The sequence below is a fragment of the Aquisalinus flavus genome (genome assembly GCF_014640095.1).
Classification (GTDB): domain Bacteria; phylum Pseudomonadota; class Alphaproteobacteria; order Caulobacterales; family Parvularculaceae; genus Aquisalinus; species Aquisalinus flavus.
On sequence record NZ_BMGH01000001.1, the window covers coordinates 2,221,998 to 2,243,462 of the forward strand.

Genomic DNA, 21,465 nt, shown 5'->3' on the forward strand with positions numbered 1-21,465 from the left:
CCCTGCTGCGTCCGACGCTCAGTGAGCCATCAATACCGGCACGCTGGACTCTCTGATCATCTGGCGTGTGAACCCGCCGAGGACAACCTCCCGCCAGCGATTGTGGGAATAGGCGCCCATCACCACCAGATCGGCTTTCTTCTGCCGTGCTGCATGCTCGACGAACGCCATCTCCGGATCGTCCTTGCGCTTGAGCAGAAGATGGGAGATTTGGGCGGAGATGCCGTGAAGGGCGAGATAGGCCACGACCGATTCCGGCGGTTCGGCATTGCTATTGATCTTGCCGATCGTCGTGACGTCGACATGCCGGGCATGTTTGAGAACCGGCAGCGCGGCTGAGAGGGCGCGCGCGGCTTCGCGTCCGCCATTCCATGCGAGAACGACCCGTTGCGGCATTTTCGCCAGGGTTTCCGTCTCACCAAGCATCAGCACCGGCCGGGCGGTCTGGAACAGCATCTCCTCCACCAGACCCTGCTGCCAGGCCGGGGCGGCAGGCTCCGGCTTCGCGAGCACGATCAGATCGGCGAGCCGCGCAATGGCCGTATAACCATAGGGCATCGCCCTGTCGAAAACCTCCCAGGACGCCGTCGCCCCCTTCGCGTCGCTGTGTTGGGCGGACGTGACGATCTGGATGTCGGACTGCGCGCACAGCTCATGGAACCTGTCTTCCATGTCCTTGGCCTGTTTTTGCGCCATCGCTTCCATTTCCGTGTAGAAATCATGCGTATAGTTCAAGGCCACGGGATAGGTGTAGGCCGCCGCCGGCAGAGGTCTCTGCAAAAGATGCACGAACCGCATATGGGCGTGATAAAACGCCGCCAGGCAGGCCGCTGCCTGAAACAGGCGGACGGATGATTCTTCGTCAGAAAACGGGATCAGTATGGTTTTGATGGTCATGGCAGCACTCCTTGCTTCTCGCTTGGAGAGGAGTGTGCCTCAGGTTCACGGGCAGGCATTGACGGACATCAATCCCTGAACTTTTTGCGAGTTGATCGAGATCATTTTGTGCGGAACCGGTGCGGCCTAGGCTGCGGTATCAGCCATGAGACAAAAGGAGACTTTCGATGGCCAGGAAAGAGTCCGCCAACCCGACGACTGCTTCGATACCAGAAACTGCTTCGCTGAAGGAAATAGAGCCGTTCCCGGTATTCGATCCGGCCGAATTCCTGAAAATCGGCAATCGAAACCTGGAAGTCGCAACGAGGGCGACCACCGCCTATCTGAGCGGCGCCGCCCGGTTCAACAAGGAGATCGTCGATTTCGTCAACGGCAGAGTTCGCAAGGATATCAAGGCTGCACAGGACATCATGTCGGCCCGGGACAGCGAGCAGGCCTATCATTGCCACGCTCAGTTTCTGAACACGGCGATCCGCGACTATGCGGATGAAGGGGCCAAAATGCTCGACATTATTGCCGAGGCCGCCGGCGCTTCCCTTGCGCCTGTCGAGGAAAGGACCGAGGAAGTCCTGCATTATATTGACGAACACGGCACGGATCGGGTCGCGGCCGCAGAGTAGTCAAGGACAGCTCAGCTCTTGCTGTCCTGTTCCGAGACCAGCTGCCAAGCCTGCCGGGCGATGACCAGTTCCTCATCCGTTGGCACGACCCACGCGGATGGCCCATTGCCGGCGGCGGTGATCCGTCCGTTGCCGGCATTGTTCGCGCGGTCGTCGAGGACGAACCCGAGCCACCCTGCCTCTGTCACGATGCGCCCCCGGACGAGAGCCGAGTTCTGCCCGATGCCGCCGGTGAATACCAGCGCATCGAGCCCGCCCAGCGCCGCGGTCAGCGATCCGATTTCCCGGCCGCAGCGATAGACGAAATAGTCGATCGCCTCGCGCCCCTGAGGCGCGTCGCTTGCTTCCAGCTCCCGCATGTCGCTGCTGATCCCCGACAGGCCGAGCAGGCCAGACCGGCGATAGAGACAGTCGGAAATCTGTGCGGGCGTCAGGCCTTTTTCTTCCAGAAGATAAAGCAACACGCCCGGGTCGATGTCGCCGCAGCGTGTGCCCATCGGCAATCCGTCGAGAGCCGTAAAGCCCATGGTCGTGGCGATGCTTGCGCCATTCTTCAGGGCACACATGCTGGCGCCGGAACCGAGATGGGCAACGATGACGCGGTGGCGGTCCCACTCCTCGAGAAAGGCCGGCAGCGTGCCGGCAATATAGTCATAGGACAGGCCATGAAAACCGTACCGGATGATACCGTCTTCCAGCATCTCTCGCGGCAGACCGTAATATCTGGCAATTGCCGGACAGGTGGCATGAAAGGCCGTATCGAAACTGGCGGTTTGTGGCACAGACGGCCAGCGTAGCCGCGCGGCTTTGACGCCGCCGAGGTTTTCCGGCTGATGACCGGGGGCAAGCGACGACAGGCTGGTCAGCGTCGCGATACTGGCGTCATCGAGAACGACCGGGCCTGAAAAGCTTCGTCCGCCATGCACGATCCTGTGACCGCAGGCGGCAAGGGCATATTCCTCGGTTAACGGCATCAGCCTGTCGAGGAGGATTTCCACCGCCTGCCCGGGACCGCGAAGCGCCTCGAATCGTTCCTCCGCCAAAGTTGACCCGGCCCGCATGACCCGAAGCACCGGTTCGCTGTCGAGTCCCGACACGGTTGCGCGGACGGACGGCGTGCCGGCCATTGCGCCAGTCTCAAGGGGATAAAGGGCTGCCTTGATGCTTGACGAGCCGGTGTTCAGGGTAAGGATTGCCTCAGTCATGGCTTTGCCGCGCGGCGATGATGATGGAAAAGGTTCGCAACGGCACTGGCGGCCACGCGCGGCAGACGTCCCTCGGCCCGGCTGGTCAGGATGATCGGTACCCCGGCGCCCAGTACGATACCGGCCGCGACGGCTCCGGCGAGATAATCGAGCTGCTTGGCCAGCATGTTGCCGGCCTCCAGATTTGGCACGAGCAGGATATCGGCGCAGCCCGCGACGGGAGAATCGATGTTCTTCAGTCGCGCCGCTTCAGCGGAAATCGCGTTGTCGAAAGCAAGGGGACCATCGACGATCGCACCGGTTATCTGACCCCGATCCGACATCTTGCACAGGGCGGCGGCATCGAGCGTCGAGGAAAGGTGCGAACTGACCGTCTCGACCGCCGCCAGGATCGCTGCCTTCGGCTCCATGATTTTGAGAGCATGACAGAGATCGATGGCGTTCTGCAGGATGTCCTTCTTGTCCTCCAGTCCGGGCGTTATGTTGATCGCCGCATCGGTGATGAACAACAGTTTCTCATAGGCCGGCGTGTCCATCACGAAGACATGGCTGATACGCCGTTCCGTCCTCAGACCCGTCTCGCGACAGACGACGGCACTGAGGATTTCATCCGTATGCAACGCCCCCTTCATCAGGGCATCCACCCGGTCTTCCCTGGCAAGGGCGACGGCCCGTTCGGCGGCGCCATGGCTATGCGGCGTGTCGACGATCTCGAATGAGGAGATGTCGATGCCCGCCAGCCTGGCGGCCGATTCAATCTTGTGGCGAGGACCGACCAGGACCGGGTCGATCAGCCCCTCTTCGACAGCGCCGGCCATGCCCTCCAGCGATACGGCATCGACCGGATGAACGACTGCTACACGCAGCGGCGGCTGGGAGCGCGCCTCCTCGATGAGCGCCAGCAGCCGCTCGCCCCGCTCGACGATCATGGCGCGCGGGCGTTCCGGCAATCGTGTCCTGATCTTTTCGCGAGGGGCGATCACCACCGCCTGCCCCTCGATAACGGTATCGCCATCCTGATTGCGGCACAGGCAGTCGAGATGCACCCGCCCGTGAGCAGCCTTCTGCGTCACGCGCACCGTAACAGTCACCGCATCGCCGATTTTTACCGGAGCGAGGAACGACAGGTTCTGGGAGACATAGATCGTCCCCGGCCCCGGCAGTTTCGTGCCGAGCAGCGCCGATATCAGCGAGCCGCCCCACATGCCGTGGGCGATCACCTCGTGAAACGGTGTTTCGCGAGCATAGGACGGGTCGAGATGGGCGGGATTGACATCGCCTGACATCGCCGCGAACAGGGCTATGTCCATTTCCGTCAGCACACGCTGCTCCGAAGCCTCCTGCCCGACCGTTATCTCGTCATAGGTCAGGTTCCCGATCTCAGCCATCGTTCATCCCGCTCATCATCGACAGACCCTGATCGATGTCGATCACGGCGCCGGTCACGCCCCGGCCTGCGTCGCTCGCCAGGAAGGCGGCCCAGGCGCCGGTCTCGGCAAGGCCGGCAGGCGGTTGGACCGGCGCGTTCTTCGTCGATCCCAGCAACAGGTCAAACTCTGCCAGACCGCCGGCGGCCCGTGTCGCGACCGGTCCGGGCGAGAGCGCGTTGACCCGGATACCGTCCGGGCCGAGGTCGGCCGCCAGATAGCGTACGGCGCATTCCAGCGCCGCCTTTACCGGTCCCATCAGGCCATAAGTCGGCACAACCTGCCGGCTGCCGGCAAAGCTCATGGTCAGGAGCGACCCGCCCGCATGCATCAGCGGCACGGCCCGCCGCGCGAGCCGGAGGAAGGAATGGCAGGAGACGTCCATCGCCTCGGCAAAGCCTGCGGCCGAGCAATCGACAACCCGGCCATGCAGGTCCTGCCTGTTGCACCAGGCGATGGAGTGGATCAGGAAGTCGAGCCGGCCCCAGCGATGGCCGATCGCGGCGAAGACCCGGTCCATATCCGTCTCGCGGGTGACATCCATCGCCTCAATGCCGACTGCCCCGATAGTGTCCGCAAGCGGCTGGAGGGCGGGCAGCGATTTTTCGGCGCGACAGGTCAGCAGCACCTCCGCGCCCCTGCTGATGCAGGCATCGGCGCAGCCGAAGGCGAGGCTGTGCTCGTCGGCGAGTCCGACGATCAGCCCCTTCTTTCCGCTCAGGTCCATCTGCTACTCCATGAAAACGTAGGTCCCGGGCGCGGCGATCGGCGGGCCGGAAATCCCGTCATTCTCCGCCCCCGCCAGTCCTATCACGGGTGGCTCGACAAGAGAACCGGCGCGTTCGGCCAGCCAGGCCTGCCAGGCCGGCCACCAGGAGCCTTCCCGTTCCTGCGCCACCGCCAGCCAGAGATCCGGATCGGCGGCACGATCAGTCGGGGCCGTGCGGTGCATGCGGAAAGATCGCCGCCGGTGACCCGGCTCGCTGACGATGCCGGCATTGTGCCCGCCGGTCGTCAGCAGAAAAGTCACGTCGGTATCGGCAAGGGTATGGATCTTGAACACCGACTGCCACGGCGCGACATGGTCGCGTGTCGTCGCGACAGAAAATACCGGCACTCTGATGTCCGAGATCGACACCGGTTTGCCGTTCACCCTGTATCGTCCCTCGGCAAGATCGTTGTCGAGGAAGAGCCGGCGCAGATATTCCGAGTGCATCCTGTAGGGCATGCGCGTCGCATCGGCGTTCCAGGCCATGATATCCGTCATCTCTCTGCGCTGACCGAGCAGATAGTCGCGTTCCATGCGCGACCAGATCAGATCGCCGGACCTCAGCAGCTGGAAGGCGCCGGCCATCTGCCGCGCGTCGAGGAACCCCTGCTCCCACATCACGTCTTCGAGAAAGGCGACCTGGCTTTCGTTGATGAACAGGGTCAGTTCGCCCGCCTCGCTGAAGTCGAACTGCGAGGCGAGGAAAGTCAGCGAGGCGAGCCTGTCGTCCCCCGCCCGGGCCATTGCAGCGGCGGCGATCCCCAGCAGCGTGCCGCCGAGGCAATAGCCAACGGCATGGACCTTGCGCTCGGGCACGATACGCCCGATCGCAGCGAGTGCCGCCATCACCCCGAGAGTACGATACTCTTCCATCCCCAGGTCACGGTCCTCGGGACCGGGATTGCGCCAGGAAATCATGAACACGGTATGGCCCTCGCCGACAAGGTAGCGGACCAGGGAGTTCTCGGGCGACAGGTCGAGAATGTAATATTTCATGATCCAGGCAGGCACGATCAGCACCGGATCGGCATGGACCTTGTCCGTAGACGGTGCATACTGGATCAATTCGATCAGGTGATTGCGCCAGACGACCGTGCCAGGTGTCACCGCCACCGCTTCGCCGGGCCTAAACGCTTCCGCTCCCGCCGGTTTGCCGCCGCCGGCCATTCTCTCGGCGTCTTCCACGAAATTCTGCCATCCCCGGACAAGACTGGCGCCGCCCGTCATCACGGTCTCGCGCAGGACTTCAGGATTGGTCGCGATGAAATTGGACGGGGACCAGACATCCAGCATCTGGCGGACGGTGAACGCCATCACGCGCTCATGTTGCGCCGTGACGCCGCGCACGTCGGTCGTCGCATTGTGCCACCATTGCTGCGTGAACAGGAAGGACTGGGACATCAGGTTGAACGGCCACGCCTGCCAGTCCGCCCCCTCGAAACGATGGTCCTGCGGCAGCGGCTGGATCGCGCAGGGCCCGGCATTTCCCCTCCACGCACAATCCGCCGCATAGCTGAAGAGCCGCGCCGACTTTTTCTGTGCCTTGTGCACGAGCTGCATCTGCTTGCCGGGCGACAGGGCAAGATGGGAGGCCCAGTCCGTCCATGCACCGAGCAGGGCGCCGGGCGACAGGCCGAGAGTCATACGCCCCAGGGCGGCACGGCTGGCGCGGTCCATCACCTCGGCGAGCGCCGTCGCACTGTATGAATCGGGCATGAGGGACAGGTCAAGCGCGCCGGTTTTTTCGGCCATATAGGAAAAGCCCGGCCAGAAGCCCTGCATGAGCTTTGCCACCGTATCGTGGAGGTCCTCTGGCGCGGAAGCGCCCGCCGGTGCCGGTTCCTCGCACGGACTCTGACCGTCACCCATCGCACGCTCCGTTATTGTCTGATGCTTCTCGTCGTGACCGGTTCGCTGTCGAGCAGGTCACGATTGCGGATGGCGACCGCTTTCATCACCTCGCCGACAAGGGAGACCGGCGCAAACAGGGCAATATCCTCGATGCTCAGCATGCCAACGATCCTGTGGTCGTCATTCATGACAGGCAGGCGGCGGACCTGATTCTGCTCCATGATCCGGATCGCATCTTCCAGCTGCGCGTTTTCGGCACACCAGATGCATTCTTCCGACATGATTTCCTTGACTTTGGTCACGGGAATATCCTTGTGGCTGCCAACGGCCCGCACCGCGATATCCCTGTCAGTGATCATACCGACAAGCCGTCCTCCTTCGACGACCGGGAGGGCGCCGATATTCTGGGTTCTCATCTTCTTGGCTGCGTGGGGCAGCAATTCGTCCGGTTCGGCGATCCGGATCCCGGCAGTCATGGCGTCCTTGACGAGCATTGTGATCTCTCCATGCAAACATCGATACCCGATACTAGGCCTGTCACCGCACCGGAACATTGAGCCAGGTCAATTACCGGCCCGGCCGTCTGCCTTAGGAGAAACCGGACTGGACAACCGTGATGACGACACCGTCATTCTGTTTCCCGGTAACATGATCCGGGACAGGTTACTGGTCCGCCAGCGCAACGCTGGCTGATCCTGCTTTAATTGACCTGTATCAAGGGGAAGGGGATAGCGCCCTGCTATCATGCATCCTTGGGGTTCGAATTTCACTCTTCGGGAGAAGTATAATGACGATCTGTCTGATACAGGGGCATCCGCACGGCAATTCCGGCCATTTCTGTCACGCCCTCGCCGATGCCTATGAGGCTGGCGCCCGCGAGGCCGGGGCGACAGTCAACCGCCTCGCCATCGCGGCCCTGGATTTCCCGCTCCTGAGCGACCCGGATGATTTTCCGACCCCACCGCCCGCCTCCATCCGTGAGGCACAGGAAGCCGTCAGCGCCGCCGATCACCTCGTCATTGTCTACCCCCTGTGGCTCGGCACCATGCCGGCCCTGCTCAAGGCCTTTTTCGAGCAACTCTGCCGCAACGAGTTCGCGATCGCCCAGAACGAGAAAGGCGGCTGGCCGCGCCAGATGCTGAAGGGAAAATCGGCGCGGGTGATCGTGACCATGGGGATGCCGGCGCCGGCCTACCGGCTGTTTTTCGGTGCCCACGGGGTCAAAAGCATGGAGTCCGGCATCCTCGGCATGGCCGGGATCAAGCCTGTCCACGACACCCTGATCGGTGGCGCCGGTGAACTGACACCGGACCAGGCGCGCAAGCATCTCGACCATGTCCGTAACCTTGGCCGGCACGAGAAATAGGATACAGACGTCATACAGCGGGGAGAAACCGGGAACCCAGCCGGTTCCCCGGGCTCCGCAGACTGACTTTTCCCGACCTTGTTGAAACAGAGTAACCGATGCCCGAAAACACGCCTGAGACGAGGCCTTTCACCGCCACGCCCGCAACACCGCCAGCCTATGCCGTGCCGGCAAACACGGTCCTGGAGTCCCTTGAAACCTCGAGCGCGGGACTGACCGCGATCGAGGCAGAGCGCCGGCTCGCGCAATATGGCCCGAACCTGCTGCCCAAGGCGACGGGGCCCGGCCCGATAATACGCTTCCTGAGGCATTTCCATAACATCCTCATCTATGTCCTGATCGCCGCCGCGCTTGTGACCGCCGCTCTTGGTCACTTCGTCGACACGGGCGTCATACTGGCGGTGGTGATTGCGAACGCGACCATCGGCTTTATCCAGGAAGGCCGCGCCGAACGGGCCATGGAATCGATCCAGGCCATGCTCAGGGTGAAAGCCGGCGTTTTTCGGGACGGCAAGAGGGTTTCCATTGACAGCCAGAACCTGGTGCCCGGCGACATTGTCGTTCTTGAAGCCGGCGACAAGGTCCCGGCGGATCTGCGGCTTTTCGAGACCAATGGCACCTACATTCAGGAATCGATGCTGACAGGAGAATCCGTTCCGGTTGAGAAGAATACCGGTTCCGTCGATGTCGATACCGCCCTCGGCGATCGTGTGGGCATGGCCTATGGCGGCACCCTTGTCACCGCCGGTCAGGCGCGGGGCGTGACTGTCGCGACAGGCAGGGAAAGCGAGATCGGCCGCATCAGCGGCATGCTTTCCGGCGTCGAGACATTGACGACACCGCTCGTCCTTCAGATCAATATTTTCGCAAAATGGCTGACCCTGCTCATCCTCACCGTGGCAGCCCTGCTTCTCGTCTTTGGCTATTTCGTTTCCCACCAGCCCTTTGCCGACATGCTGATGGCTGTCGTCGGCCTCTCCGTCGCAGCGATCCCAGAGGGATTGCCGGCCGTTCTCACCATCACCCTGGCGATCGGCGTTCAGGCCATGGCAAGGCGCAATGCGATTGTCAGGCGCCTGCCGGCGATCGAGACCCTTGGCTCTGTATCGGTCATCTGCACCGACAAGACCGGCACCCTCACCCGCAACGAGATGATGGTCCGCTCGGCAGTCACCCGCACCAGCAGCTATCAAGTCGAGGGAAACGGCTACGCGCCGGAAGGGAGTGTCACCCCGCTGGACAGCAATGCCGATCCGGCCGGCATGAAGGCGCTGCATGAACTGGCGCGGGCGGCGGCCCTGTGCAACGATGCCGGGATCGCCGAACAGGATGGTGTCTGGCACGTCAATGGCGACCCGATGGAAGGCGCACTTCTGGCTTTTTCCGCGAAGGTCCTGGGTGACCATGGTGCCATTGCGGACGGACGTCCCCGCCGCAACGCCATTCCCTTCGATTCCCGTCACCGTTTCATGGCAACGCTCCACGAAACGCCGGACGGGCAGGGCGTGATCTACGTCAAGGGCGCGCCGGAACGTCTCGTGGAAATGTGTGCGACAGAGCGCTTGCCGGCGGGCGAGACGCGGCCCGTTGACCGGGCCTACTGGCTGGAGATGGCGGAGACTCTGGCTCAAGACGGTCAACGCGTTCTCGCCCTCGCCACCGGGCCCGCCGTCGCCGGGGCCTCGTCCCTGTCGCCCGCGGACCTGACCGGTGCGCTCACGCTTGTCGGTCTCGTCGGCCTCATCGATCCGCCGCGCCCGGAAGCGATTGCCGCCATTGCCGACTGCCGCGAGGCAGGGATCCGAGTCAAGATGATTACCGGGGATCATCCGGGTACGGCCGCTGCCATCGGCAGGCAGATCGGGATCGAGCGCCCCGAAGGCGTCATGACCGGCGCCGATCTTGACCGGCTGGACGATGCAGAGCTTGCTCGGCGGATCATGGGCGTAGACATTTTTGCCCGGACCAGCCCCGAGCACAAGCTGCGCCTGGTCATGGCGCTTCAGGCGCACGGCCTGACCGTCGCGATGACGGGAGACGGGGTGAATGATGCCCCCGCCCTCAAACGCGCAGATGCCGGAATTGCAATGGGTCTGAAAGGCAGCGAAGCTGCGCGCGAAGCCGCCGACATCGTGCTTGCCGACGACAATTTCGCCTCCATTGCTGCTGCTGTGCGGGAAGGGCGGACGGTGTATGACAACATCAAGAAGGTGATCAGCTGGACCCTGCCGACCAATGGCGGTGAAGCGATGACGATCATCGTCGCCCTGCTCGTGGGCATGCCGCTTCCCATATCCCCGGTGCAGATTCTTTGGGTCAATCTCGTCACTGCCGTGACGCTGGGCATAGTCCTTGCCTTCGAGCCGACGGAACCGAACACCATGCGCCGTCCCCCAAGGCGTCGGGACGAGCCCTTGCTGGGGCCGGAACTGGCCTGGCATATCGTCCTTGTCTCGATCCTGTTTCTGGCAGGCGTGTTCGGCATGTTTTCCTATGCCGTCGACAGGGGGTACACCCCCGAGCTTGCACGGACCATCGCCCTCAACACGCTGGTGGTAATGGAAATTTTCCACCTGTTCTTTATCCGGAACATCTATGGCACGTCCCTCAACCTGAAGGCTCTTGCAGGTACAAGGTTGATCTGGACGACCATTGCCGTCCTGACGGCGGCGCAGTTCGCCATAACCTACATTCCCGCGCTCCAGACCATATTCGGCACGCAATCGGTACCGCTGGGTGATGGATTGCTGATCGTCGCTATCGGCGTTGTCCTGTTCGTGATCCTGGAGCTTGAAAAGCAGCTGCGCCTGACCCTTCAGCGCGCCAACAAGCGGCCTGCGCCGTCCTGACGGTTATTGCATGAAGGATAGATGACCGCGGTCGTCCGGCCGTGCCGGCCCTGGTTGATCCTTGTCAATTCACGGCAGGCGGAGCCGGGATCAACGCCAGGCCGGGACAAATGGTCAGCAGCTTGATCATGCGGATGTGCTCTGGATGGGGTCGGCTCCGGCATTTCCCGATGTGAGCGCATATACGCGAGACTGCACGGGATGCGGCTTTCCGCTGTTCCCGGATCGCATGATCTGGTCAGGTATCCTTTCTCCTGGAGGGCGCACCGCACGACGGAGGTGTTGCCGGTCACGGAGGAGATACGGCGCCCCGTGATCAGAGGGAAGCCGTCCAGTGCGCGTGCCGGACTGCCCTCGATCAGCTCTGCCGGAGATCGGCCTGATGGGCGAAATGGCGGCCGTCCGTGACAGTGACGCGCGCGAAACCGAGCACCGCGGCCATGTTGTAGACATCGAATTCGCTGCTGAGCCCCATCTCCGCGATGGCTGGAGCGGCGCGCGTGATTGATGTCAGGCGCGCAAGAATGCCGCGCGAGAGATAAGGCGTCATCGATCCGTCACCAAGATAGGTGAAGACAAGCGTTTCGTTGTTCTCACCAACGGCTTGCGCGACGATCGGAAATGTCCGGCCAGGTGTGCTGGCCGCGAGGTTGACCTGGTCGACAAAGAACTGACGTTCCTGCGGCCCAAAGCCGGCCATACGGCCAAACCGGATATCCGGGGTCTCGACGCTCGAAACTTTCGGGTAGTACACACCCTCGCCCGTCGTCTCGTCGATCGCTGCTGTCTCAGCCTTCCAGGCTGTTGGCATGGTTTCGCAACCGCCAAGCGCACTGAGTGATACGACCAGCGCGATTTTGCCTAAGTGCGCAAGTTTGAAAAAGATCATTCTGTTACTTCCTTTTGGGTGATTGGCTTGGCCTCGTCGGCTATGCCGCATTGGGATTTGATGTCGTCGATACGGGCAGAGAGTTGCTCCTCGGTGGCTCCGGACAGAACCTCAAGTCGCTCAGTATACGTTCCCGTCACGGCACCGCTGAGGGCACCAACGGGTGTCACGGACTGGACAGCCGAGCGCGCACGTTCCCGGCGCGAGGGCATGGCGGCTTCGAGCGCGGCGAGGTCTGACTCCGCCGTGGAACAATCCACCGGCGCGGCGAGCAGCGTTTCGGGGCCGCCTTGGTTGGCTGTGGCGCATCCGGCGAGAAGCGCGATCATGGCAATACAGGCAAGTCTCATGGGAGTGTCCCTCTATACATGGGCCGACCGGGTCGAGCGTTTGCCGGCCCCGAGAGCGAGGCAGGCGGGAACGAGCAGCAAGATCAGGATGCTGCCGAACAGGATGCCGAAGGCCAGGCTGACCGCCATGGGGATGAGGAACTGGGCCTGGATGCTCGTTTCCGAGATCATCGGGATGAGGCCGATGAAGGTGGTCATCGTCGTGATCAGGATGGGCCTGAACCGGCGCCGCACCGCTTCGACAATATTGTCCAGCCGGTTGCCGCCCTCTTTTTCGCGCTCGTTGAAATAGTCGATGAGCACGATGCTGTCATTGATGATTACGCCGGACAGGGCGACCACGCCGAAGAGCGACGGGAAGGACAGGTCAAAGCCGAGCAGCAAGTGACCGAAGATCGCGCCGACAAGGCCGAAGGGAATGATCGCCATGATCACCAGCGGCTGGATGTAGGAGCGCAGAACGCTTGCGATCAGGGCATAGATGGCGAGCATGGCGATCAGGAAGTTCTGGATAAGAGATGCCATTTCCTCGGCCTGATCGCGCGCCTGGCCTTCCACAGATACGCGCAGGCCCGGATAGTCGCTCACCAACTGTTCCATAAACTGGCCCTCGATGAAGGCTGTCACGTCGCCTGGTGTGGTGACGGCTTCGTCCACATCGGCACTGATGCTGACGACGCGCTGGCCGTCGACGCGGTCTATTGTAACGAAGCTGCGCGTTTCCTCGAAGCTTGCCACGGTGCTCAGCGACACTTCCGAACCGTTCGGCAGCGGAATGCGCAGGCGGGCGAGATCGGCGAGGCTGCGGCGTTCGTTCTCCGGGAAACGAATGAACACTTCGACTTCTTCGCCGTCTCTCTGGAACCTCTGCACCTCTTCGCCGAAATAGGACCGTCGGATGCTTCTGGCGAGATCGTCCACCGTCAGGCCCGCAGCGATCCCCGCCGGCGTCAGCGCAAACTCGATCTGGCGCTTGCCTGGCTGGGCTGTCGATTGGATCTCGCTGACCCCTGCGATGGTGTCCATGTCAGCCGTCAATCGCGCGACCGCTTCGAGCAGGGCGTCATCATCCGGGTGAGAGAGATTGAAACTCACATCGGCGCCTGCCGCGAGGCCCGACGATTCGAAGGTCAGGGACTTTATGCCCGGAACCTGCCCGACGGCGGCGCGCCAGCGCCGTTCGATCTCGGCGGAGGTGAGGTCGCGCAGGTTTGCCGGCGCGAGTTCCAGCGTGGCGATGGCGATCTCGGAGCGCAGCTCCGTCCCGCTTTCCCCAAATCCCGAGGACAATCGTCCGCCTACGGTGACAGAAAGGGAACGGTAGAGACCTGTATCCTCGCCGCCGACGCCGGTTTCGAGCGCATCGATCACCCGCTGCATCGCATCCTCCGTCTGCTCGAAGGGGGTGCCGGCGGGCATTTCCAGCGCGACCGTGATTTCGTCCCCTTCCACGGTGGGGAAGAAGATGAACCGGATGTGCCCGCCGGACACTAGCCCCGACGTGGCGATCAGCAGGGCAATGGAGGCAGCGATAACGAAATAGGGAAAGGTGACGCTGAGCCGGGCCAGCGGCACGAAAACGATGTCGCGTATCCCGTCTATACCCTTCTGGACGGCGTTCTTCAGCCCCAGCATCGCGCCCCTGCTCCAGTCCCGGCCATGGGCGAGGTGACCAGGAAGGATCAGGAAAGCCTCGATCAGCGAAAGGAACAGCACACTGAGAACCACGATCGGAACCGGCCGCAAGACCTGACCGATCATACCGGACGATAGCAGCAGCGTCCCGAACGCGATCATCGTTGTCGTGACGCCGACCAGAATAGGCACGAAGACACCCTGCGCGCCGGCGATCGCCGAGAGGACGCCGGCACCCCTGCGGTGCTGCTGCTCATGGATGTTTTCGCCGACCACGATGGCGTCATCCACAACAATGCCGAGCACGACGATCAGGCCCAGCAGCGAGGTCATGTTGATGGTGGTGAACTGGCCGAACAGGATGAAGCCACCAAGGAAAGCCGATGGAATGCCGATGCTGGCCCAGAAGGCGAGCCTCAGATCAAGTGTCAGGGAAAGAAACACGAACACCAGGGCAAGGCCCATGATGGCGTTTCGAAGCAGCAGGTTGACCCGGTCGCCGACGATTTCGGTCGTGTCGCTGATACCGAGCACTTCGATTCCCGACGGCGGATTGTAGGTCTCGAGAAAGGCCGCAACGGTCTCGCGCACGTCAAAGGAATCCTCGTCGCCTGCCCGGTTGATCTGCAGGAACACCGCCGGTTCGCCATTATAGGTGTTGATCAGCGGGACTTCGACGAAACCATCCTTGATGGTGGCGATCTCGCCAAGACGGACGCGCCGGCCGTCGCGGTCGCTGATCACCACGATTTCGGCGAGGGCGGCGGCGTCGCGTGCTTCATTATCGGTGCGCAGGAGCACGTCGCCGCCCGAGGTACGGACCGTCCCGAGGGAGAGGTTGACCGACGAGCTTCGTATGGCCGCCGCAACCTGTTCGATGCGGAGATCATAGGCACTGAGATCGTCCTCAGACACCTCGATAGCGATCTCATAGTCGCGCGCGCCCTGCAGGGTCACCAGACTGATGCCGTCTTCAGCGAGGAGGTCGCGCCGAAGATTCTCCGCGGTTTGCTTCAGCGCCTTCTCGCCCACATTGCCCGCAACCACGAGCCGCATCACCGACGAGACGGATTCAGCCACCACCACCCGGGGTTCATTGGCATCGGCTGGCGGAAACTCCTCAAGCTGGTCCACAGCTGACTGCACGTCTTCCTTGACCGACTTTGCATCGGCAAAGGCGCTGAGCTCCAGCGTGACGGTGCCGAGGCTTTCCGCCGCGGCGGAACTGACACGCTCGACGCCTTCCAGTCCCATAACGGCTTCTTCGATCCGCCTGGTGATTCCGTCCTCGATCTCCACCGGCGTCGCACCGGGATATGAGACCGTGACCGTAATCGCCCGGGGGTCGATCTGCGGCAGCACTTCGGCCTTGGTCCGATCCATCACGATCAGGCCGCCGATCAACATCGCAAACATCAGGAGATTGGCAGCGACGCTGTTTTGGGCAAACCAGGCAATCAGACCGCGCCGCTCGGGCATGCCGTGGGTCATGGCCGCTCCCCATCGGCGCGCACGTCACCTTCAGAAACCACTGGATCACCCTCCTGCGGGTCATTCAGCGCACCCACGACGATGCCGTCGGCGGTATCGAAGGGCAGCGCCGAAATCACGCCGTCCTCCACAAAAACCAGTTGCGGTTGCCGGCGGGCAAGGCGGCCGTCCTCGACCACCCACACGCTGCGGTTCTCCTGCAGGGCCGACTCGGGAAACCGGTATGTGCCCGGTATGACGGGACCGGTGATTTCCACATCGACAAAGTCACCGGGCAGAAGCGGCACTTCCTCGGTGAATTCAAGCGTCAGGCGCGCAAGCCGCGTCTGCGGGTCAAGCTCGGCATCGGCGCGCGTGACAATCGCCGCATAGGCTACGGTGCCCTCGGAGAGAAGGACCTGTCGCGGCCGCACCACGGCCTCGCGTCCCTCCGCTGGCGCCAATCCCTGCAATACGGCCGCATTGACCGGGACCGACACTTCGATCCCGCCTTCTTCATAGGCCCGTCCATAGGACTGCCCGGCGATGAGGTTTTGCCCGACTTCTATGGCGGTCGCCTGCACACGGCCGTCAAAGGGCAGCGAGAAATTCACCCGTGAAAGATTCCGTTCGGCATCGGCTAGGGCGGTTTGCGCCGAGCGAACCGCGGCTTCGGCCCGGGCGAGTTGTGGCTCGCGGGCGACATTGGACGGGACCGGCTCACCGGGATTGACCAGTTCCCATTCCCGCCGGGCGATGTCGGCCTCGGCTTGCTCGACCTGCAGGTCGGCTTGCCTGGCGGCGAGGTCTGCGCCGGCCCGGTCGATCGCTGCGCGATAATCGGCGCCATCAAGGCGGAACAGGACCTCGCCCCTCTTGAAGGTGCCGCCGGATGCAAGCGCCGGATTGACCCAGACAACCCGCCCGCTCACCTGGGGACTCAATTCGACGGAGTTTCGGACCTGTACCGTCCCGGTTTCAAGAAGCCGGATCCGGGTTTCACCGATATCTGGCTGGACCACGCTGACTGCCACGCCGGACGCGCCGGCGGCACGGATCTGTGGCGCGGTCGACATGCTGGAAAGGACATTGTTGGCCAACACGCCGGCGGCGAGGACGCCGATGACGAGGACAAGCTGCAGGATGCCGCTGAGCCAACCCTTGCGGGTGCGCGTTTGCGGGGCTGATTTGTCGGGCAATTCATCGGGTCTGGACATGGTTTCCCCCCAGTCAGGATACGGAATTATTGACTGGCTCGGACGCGGACACCGCGCCCGTCCAGTCGCCGCCAAGGCTCAGGAAGAGGTCGATCCGGGCATTGGCGGTAGCCTGGTCGGTCAGGATGATGTTCTGCTCGGCCGCGTTGAGGCTGCGTTGGGTCTCGAGCACGGCAAGAATGGAAATCAGTCCCTGCCGGTAGCGCCCCTGTGCAAGCTCGTTGGAGAGTTTCGCCGTTTCCAGGGCGGCTTCCAGTCGGACTTTCTGCTCTTGCAGGCCAGCGAGCTCGGCAAGCGCGATCTCCACATCGACCACGGCGCCAAGGGCTGTCCGCGCAAAGGCGCTCGCCAGTTCCTCGGCCTGCGCTTCTTCGAGGCGTATCTGCGCTTTGAGCCGGCCTCCCTGGAAGATCGGCACCGTGAGAGAGTTTGCGAGACTGGCGACATGGCGGTCCCAATCGAACACCTCGTCCGGCGTGTCGCCCCGGAAGGTGAGCGATGCGCCGAGTGAGATCGCCGGATAGAGCAAGGCCCGAGCAGCGCCGACATCCTCAAGTGCTGCCAGATAGCGCAACTCGGCAATGGCGACGTCCGGGCGGCCGGAGAGAAGCGCGGCCGGGCGGCCGACCGGCGCCTCGAACGGTTCGGAAAGGGCAAACACACCGGTGAACGTCTTCTCGGTTTCGCCCGGCACACGCCCCAGTTGCTCGTCTATGGCAAGCCATTGCCGGCTGAGGTCCGCTTCGATCTGCGGGATCTCGACGAGCGCGGATTCGAGGTTCTGCAGGGCGATCTGAACATCGCTGGCCGATGCGCTCGCCGATCCTGCCTCGTAGCGCTGTTCGGTGAGTTCATAGGTCGCGCGAAAGCTGTCTGCGGTACGCCGGGCAAGATCGAGGCGGCGTTGCAATGTTGCCGCCGAGACCCAGCCACGCGCCAGGATCGCGATTTCCCGCTGCTCGCTTGCCTGGACCGCGAGTTCACTTGCAATGGCGTTGAGTTCAGCGGAACGCTCGGCTGCGCGACGGCCCCCGAAGACGTCGGTATTGAAATCAACAAGCAGTCCGGCAGTGTAGGCCTCCGACCAGGAGAAGTCTCCGGCCAGCCCGGGCGTCCTGTTGGACGCAATCTCTCCAATAGCGGCAGCGGAGGGCAGGCGCTGACCGCGTGCGATCCGCGCAGCCTCCCTCGCCTGATCGGCCTGCAAGCGCGCTTCGCGCAGAGTGAGGGAGTCACGGCGAAGCACACTGACCAGTTCATCGAGCTCCGCGCCGCCGACATCCAGCCACCACGCTTGCATGTCCGGCGACCCGGAAATCGTCGAGCCGGATTGGTAGAAGCTCTCACTACTCCGGATCTCGCCAACGAGTCCGGGCATTTCCGGTTTCGGTGTCAGTGAGCAGCCGCTCGCGACCGCACTCAGTACAAGGCCGGCGAACGGCCCGAACTTCTGCATACTCTCCATGCCGCGCTCCCCCGTCAAATAATGCAGCGAACGGATCGTCCGTGCAGGACCTGCCCCCCAGGACCCTCCCCCCCAAAGTCGAAAGCCCGGTACGCCAGAGCGTTCAAGCCTGGCGCGCCGGGTCGTTGCGCAGGACTATCTCTGCTCAGACGCCTGCTCGCGCAGCGCCGACAATTCCTCTGCAGTCAGAACTTTGTCGCCATCGATGTCGCCTTTCTCGAACATCGGGGCCGGGGCATCGAGCATTTCGCTCTTGGAAATGCGTCCGTCGCCATTCACATCGGCATCTTCCAGACTGGCGAAAGCTTCGTCGAACTTTGCCTGGGCCGCCTTGATGCGCGGACGGTCTGCGCTGTCGATGAAGCCGTCGCCATTGCGGTCAAGGCGGTCAAAAGTGGCTGCCCGCATGTCGAGCATCTCCTGCCATGAGATGTTGCCGTCTCCGTTGGCATCCGCCTCAGCGAGGCGCTCAGCCGTTTGCGCCGATGCGGGACCTGCGGCAGCCAACATCAAGGCGGTTCCAGCAAGGGCGAACAGGCGGGTCTGAATAGCGGTCTTGACGGTCATGAATATTTCTCCAGGAACAGTGTTGTTGCGAGGAGCGGTATAGACCAGCATCTTCAAATTAGTTTGGCGCGACTGAAACAGTTTGTCGCGAAATGTTGCCGATGAGACGCCCGGTTACGTGCTCAGGATCTCCGGAAACCGCACGATGGCGACAAGACCGCCCTCGCGCCGGTTCTCGATGCGCAGTTTCGCGCCATGGGCCGCGGCGATGGCCCGGGCGATGCCGAGACCGAGGCCGGTTCCGCCCGTGGCCCGATTGCGGGAGGTTTCACCGCGCTGGAAGGGCTGGAAAACGGATTCAAGGAGGTCGTCCGGCAAGCCAGGGCCATTGTCCTCGATGCGTATGTCGCGCCCGCCGTCTTGCGCGACGATCCGAACCGCGATCTCGCCGCCGCCATAGCGCCGGGCGTTCTCGAGGAGGTTCTCGAACAGCCGGCGCAGCGCGACTGGATCGCCTGCAATGGTGAAGTCTTCGCCCTCTTCCAGGCTGATGTCGATTGGATAGGGCGCGGTTTCTGCCAGGTCGCCCACGAACTCTGCGAGCCGGATCAGCTCCTGCGGACCCGACGGGCTTTCCGCGCGGGCATAGGCAAGCATGTCAGAGATCAGCGCCTCCATTTGGGCAATGTCTCCCTCGACTTCATGCGCAGATAAAGCCCCGCGCTCGTCCATTCGCAAGCGGATCCGCGTGATCCCCGTCCTGACATCATGGGCGATGGCGGCAACCATCTGTTCACGCTCGCGAATAAGCCCCGTCAGGCGCTCGCGCATCCGGTTGAGCGCCGCAGACACCCGTCGCAACTCAGCCGGACCGGTCTCCGAAAGAGCCGCTCCGGCATCGCCCAGTTCAACCCGCTCGACGTCCTGTTCAAGCTGGCGGATGGGTTGCAGCGTGACGATGGCGATGGCGATGCCAAGGGCGGCCGAGAAGAGCCCGAAAACGAGCACCGCCGCGGTAAGGCCTGCGGCACGCCGGTTGAGCGTATGGGCGGGGGCGAGCCAGACATTCAGGACGCGGTCGTCGTCAAGCTCAATCGCGACCTGCAGCGCAGCGATCACTTCAATGGAGCGCGCGCCCTCCTGCTTGAGCCGGTATTGCAGTGGGAGCGCTCCGAGCATCTGGAAGCGTATGTCCCTGCCCTCCAGACGCATGGCGACATCGCTGTCACCCGCCGAAAATCGTGCTTGCATGTCCGCGCGCGGTTTCAACTCGTCGGTGAAGGCATCACCGATGGCTGCAGTGCGCAGGCCACTACCATACGCGGAGAGAATGAAGGGCTGGATTTCCTGCGGTGAGGTCTCAATGAGCCAAACCAGCTCGGCGATACTGTCCGCATTCTCGGACAGGTACCGGGGATACAGGGTTTGCGTCAGAAACGGGGTCTGCATGAACAAGAAAAAGGCGGCGAACATCAGCGCAAGCGCGGCGAGAGTAACCGCCGTGATCCTGACAACGATGGAGGATGTGCCTTGCACGAGCCAGCCCATCATATCCGGATCCGGCCTACACTTGCCGCAAAGGCATAACCGAGGTTGCGCACTGTCTTGATGTATTCGGGATAGCGCGGATCGACTTCAATCTTGCTGCGGATACGGCTGATCTGGCTGTCGATGCTGCGATCGAAGGGATTGGCGACGGCGCCGCGGGACAGGTCCAGCAGCTGGTCGCGCGAAAGCACCCGTGGCGCGCGTTCGACCAGGGCCAGCAACAGCGCGAATTCGCCCGAAGTGAGGTGCACGGAGCGGCCATCTTGATGAGCAAGTGACATTTGCACCGGAGAAAGGCGGAAAGGACCGAAGGCGAAGTCGGAATTGCCGCCGGCGTCGTCGATAGGCTTTGCATCCCGGGCCCGGCGCAGGACGGACTTGATGCGCGCGACCAGTTCACGCGGATTGAATGGCTTGCCAAGGTAATCGTCGGCGCCGATCTCCAGCCCGACAATCCTGTCCACATCTTCGGCAAGGGCCGTCAGCATGATGATCGGCACATTCGAGCGCGCGCGCAGGCGCCGACAGAAGGACAGACCGTCCTCGCCCTGCATCATCAGGTCGAGCACGATCAGGTCCGCCGGGAAGCTTTCGAGAACCGCCTCGGCCTCGGCAGCCGAGCGAGCCGTCCCGGCGGTCATGCCGTTGCGCGAAATCACGCCTTCCATCAGCGCAAGGATGTCAGCGTCATCATCGACAACAAGGATGCGGTGGGCAGTGTGCATGAATCGCAAGATAACCGGTCGGGCGCGCGCACGCCACGCCGCTTTTGTCCTGTTTCGTTGCCAGGCCCGGGGCATCCGCAACATTCCGCAACATCTCGGGTCAATTCCAGCACACCGCGGAAACGCCGGCGGACTAAAACCGTCCCCATCAACTCGAACCATAGGAGGCTTCCATGTCATTTATGAACCACGGCACCCTTGGTGCCCTGCTTGGCGTTTGCGTGCTGACCGCCTGTTCGTCAACACCCGAGCAGGCGGCAGAGCGGGCGCAGGCACAGGCCGTCGTCAGTGCAGAAATCAATGCCCGTCAAGGCAAGGCGGTCGGCCAGATCTGTCCGCGCGGAAGCGACGGGTGGCGGATGCTGGGCGATGACGCGGTCCTGCTCGAAGCGCGCGGCGAGTGGTACATGGCTGAACTGTCCGGCATGTGCAATCCCGCCTCGGCCTTCGCTGGTCTCGCGACGCGCAGCGGAACCGGCTCGTCCTGTCTTGCGCGCGGTGACAAGCTTCTTACCGGCAGCCCACGCAGCGGCGAGGTCTGTGTGATCACCGGGCTTTACGATTGGGATGAGGCGGCAGAGGTCGCAGCCTCGACCAGCACCGGCGTTGCGAATGACTGACGCCGGCTCATCCGGGACGCGGTTCACGGCCGCAGTCCCTGCCTGACCCCTTGAC

At 62.9% G+C, this 21,465-nt stretch carries 18 protein-coding genes; 4 read left to right on the forward strand and 14 right to left on the reverse strand.

Annotated elements, in window-relative coordinates; genetic code table 11:
• Window positions 1–18: 18 nt before the first annotated feature.
• The gene (locus IEV88_RS10160; RefSeq protein ID WP_188158555.1) at window positions 19–897 is read right to left on the reverse strand and encodes a universal stress protein; all 879 of its coding nucleotides are present in this window, start codon (window positions 895–897) and stop codon (window positions 19–21) included.
• 167 nt (window positions 898–1,064) lie between these two features.
• Here IEV88_RS10160 and IEV88_RS10165 point away from each other — a divergent pair, with 167 nt between their 5' ends.
• Entirely contained in the window at window positions 1,065–1,517 is a 453-nt protein-coding gene (locus IEV88_RS10165; protein WP_188158554.1) for a phasin family protein, read from the forward strand.
• An 11-nt stretch (window positions 1,518–1,528) separates the two neighbouring features.
• Here IEV88_RS10165 and IEV88_RS10170 read toward each other — a convergent pair whose 3' ends face one another.
• From IEV88_RS10170 to IEV88_RS10190, 5 genes are all read right to left on the reverse strand, one after another.
• Window positions 1,529–2,722: an acetate/propionate family kinase gene (locus IEV88_RS10170; RefSeq protein WP_188158553.1), complete on the reverse strand. Its 1,194-nt coding sequence runs from the start codon at window positions 2,720–2,722 to the stop codon at window positions 1,529–1,531.
• The gene (locus IEV88_RS10175) at window positions 2,719–4,110 is read right to left on the reverse strand and encodes a bifunctional enoyl-CoA hydratase/phosphate acetyltransferase (RefSeq protein WP_188158552.1); all 1,392 of its coding nucleotides are present in this window, start codon (window positions 4,108–4,110) and stop codon (window positions 2,719–2,721) included. Before IEV88_RS10175 ends, IEV88_RS10170 begins: the two co-directional genes overlap by 4 nt.
• Complete coding sequence (gene fabI, locus IEV88_RS10180; protein ID WP_188158551.1) at window positions 4,103–4,876, reverse strand: enoyl-ACP reductase FabI; 774 nt, start codon at window positions 4,874–4,876, stop codon at window positions 4,103–4,105. The genes IEV88_RS10175 and fabI overlap by 8 nt, the downstream gene beginning before the upstream one ends.
• A gap of 3 nt (window positions 4,877–4,879) precedes the next feature.
• Window positions 4,880–6,634, reverse strand: coding sequence for a PHA/PHB synthase family protein (locus IEV88_RS10185; protein WP_373291183.1), 1,755 nt, complete (start codon window positions 6,632–6,634; stop codon window positions 4,880–4,882).
• A gap of 164 nt (window positions 6,635–6,798) precedes the next feature.
• The gene (locus IEV88_RS10190) at window positions 6,799–7,263 is read right to left on the reverse strand and encodes a CBS domain-containing protein (RefSeq protein WP_188158550.1); all 465 of its coding nucleotides are present in this window, start codon (window positions 7,261–7,263) and stop codon (window positions 6,799–6,801) included.
• Between the two features lie 293 nt (window positions 7,264–7,556).
• Here IEV88_RS10190 and IEV88_RS10195 point away from each other — a divergent pair, with 293 nt between their 5' ends.
• Complete coding sequence (locus tag IEV88_RS10195; protein WP_188158549.1) at window positions 7,557–8,135, forward strand: NAD(P)H-dependent oxidoreductase; 579 nt, start codon at window positions 7,557–7,559, stop codon at window positions 8,133–8,135.
• Between the two features lie 98 nt (window positions 8,136–8,233).
• Window positions 8,234–10,984: a cation-transporting P-type ATPase gene (locus IEV88_RS10200; RefSeq protein ID WP_188158548.1), complete on the forward strand. Its 2,751-nt coding sequence runs from the start codon at window positions 8,234–8,236 to the stop codon at window positions 10,982–10,984.
• Between the two features lie 358 nt (window positions 10,985–11,342).
• On the opposite strand, the gene IEV88_RS10205 is transcribed toward IEV88_RS10200, so the two are convergent.
• The 8 genes from IEV88_RS10205 to IEV88_RS10240 all read right to left on the reverse strand — a co-directional run bounded on the left by IEV88_RS10205 (window position 11,343) and on the right by IEV88_RS10240 (window position 20,790).
• Window positions 11,343–11,873 (reverse strand): hypothetical protein, encoded by a 531-nt coding sequence (locus tag IEV88_RS10205; RefSeq protein WP_188158547.1) that lies wholly within the window; start codon window positions 11,871–11,873, stop codon window positions 11,343–11,345.
• Window positions 11,870–12,223 (reverse strand): hypothetical protein, encoded by a 354-nt coding sequence (locus IEV88_RS10210; protein ID WP_188158546.1) that lies wholly within the window; start codon window positions 12,221–12,223, stop codon window positions 11,870–11,872. Before IEV88_RS10210 ends, IEV88_RS10205 begins: the two co-directional genes overlap by 4 nt.
• 12 nt (window positions 12,224–12,235) lie before the next feature.
• Complete coding sequence (locus tag IEV88_RS10215; protein ID WP_188158545.1) at window positions 12,236–15,349, reverse strand: efflux RND transporter permease subunit; 3,114 nt, start codon at window positions 15,347–15,349, stop codon at window positions 12,236–12,238.
• The gene (locus IEV88_RS10220; protein WP_188158544.1) at window positions 15,346–16,545 is read right to left on the reverse strand and encodes an efflux RND transporter periplasmic adaptor subunit; all 1,200 of its coding nucleotides are present in this window, start codon (window positions 16,543–16,545) and stop codon (window positions 15,346–15,348) included. The genes IEV88_RS10215 and IEV88_RS10220 overlap by 4 nt, the downstream gene beginning before the upstream one ends.
• Window positions 16,546–16,558: 13 nt before the next feature.
• Window positions 16,559–18,010: an efflux transporter outer membrane subunit gene (locus IEV88_RS10225; RefSeq protein ID WP_188158543.1), complete on the reverse strand. Its 1,452-nt coding sequence runs from the start codon at window positions 18,008–18,010 to the stop codon at window positions 16,559–16,561.
• Between the two features lie 135 nt (window positions 18,011–18,145).
• Complete coding sequence (locus tag IEV88_RS10230; RefSeq protein WP_188158542.1) at window positions 18,146–18,628, reverse strand: EF-hand domain-containing protein; 483 nt, start codon at window positions 18,626–18,628, stop codon at window positions 18,146–18,148.
• A 63-nt stretch (window positions 18,629–18,691) separates the two neighbouring features.
• Window positions 18,692–20,068, reverse strand: a complete 1,377-nt coding sequence (locus IEV88_RS10235) for an ATP-binding protein (protein WP_188158541.1) — start codon at window positions 20,066–20,068, stop codon at window positions 18,692–18,694.
• The gene (locus IEV88_RS10240; RefSeq protein WP_188158540.1) at window positions 20,065–20,790 is read right to left on the reverse strand and encodes a response regulator; all 726 of its coding nucleotides are present in this window, start codon (window positions 20,788–20,790) and stop codon (window positions 20,065–20,067) included. The genes IEV88_RS10235 and IEV88_RS10240 overlap by 4 nt, the downstream gene beginning before the upstream one ends.
• Window positions 20,791–20,963: 173 nt before the next feature.
• Here IEV88_RS10240 and IEV88_RS10245 point away from each other — a divergent pair, with 173 nt between their 5' ends.
• Window positions 20,964–21,410: a DUF6491 family protein gene (locus IEV88_RS10245; protein WP_188158539.1), complete on the forward strand. Its 447-nt coding sequence runs from the start codon at window positions 20,964–20,966 to the stop codon at window positions 21,408–21,410.
• Window positions 21,411–21,465 lie beyond the last annotated feature (55 nt).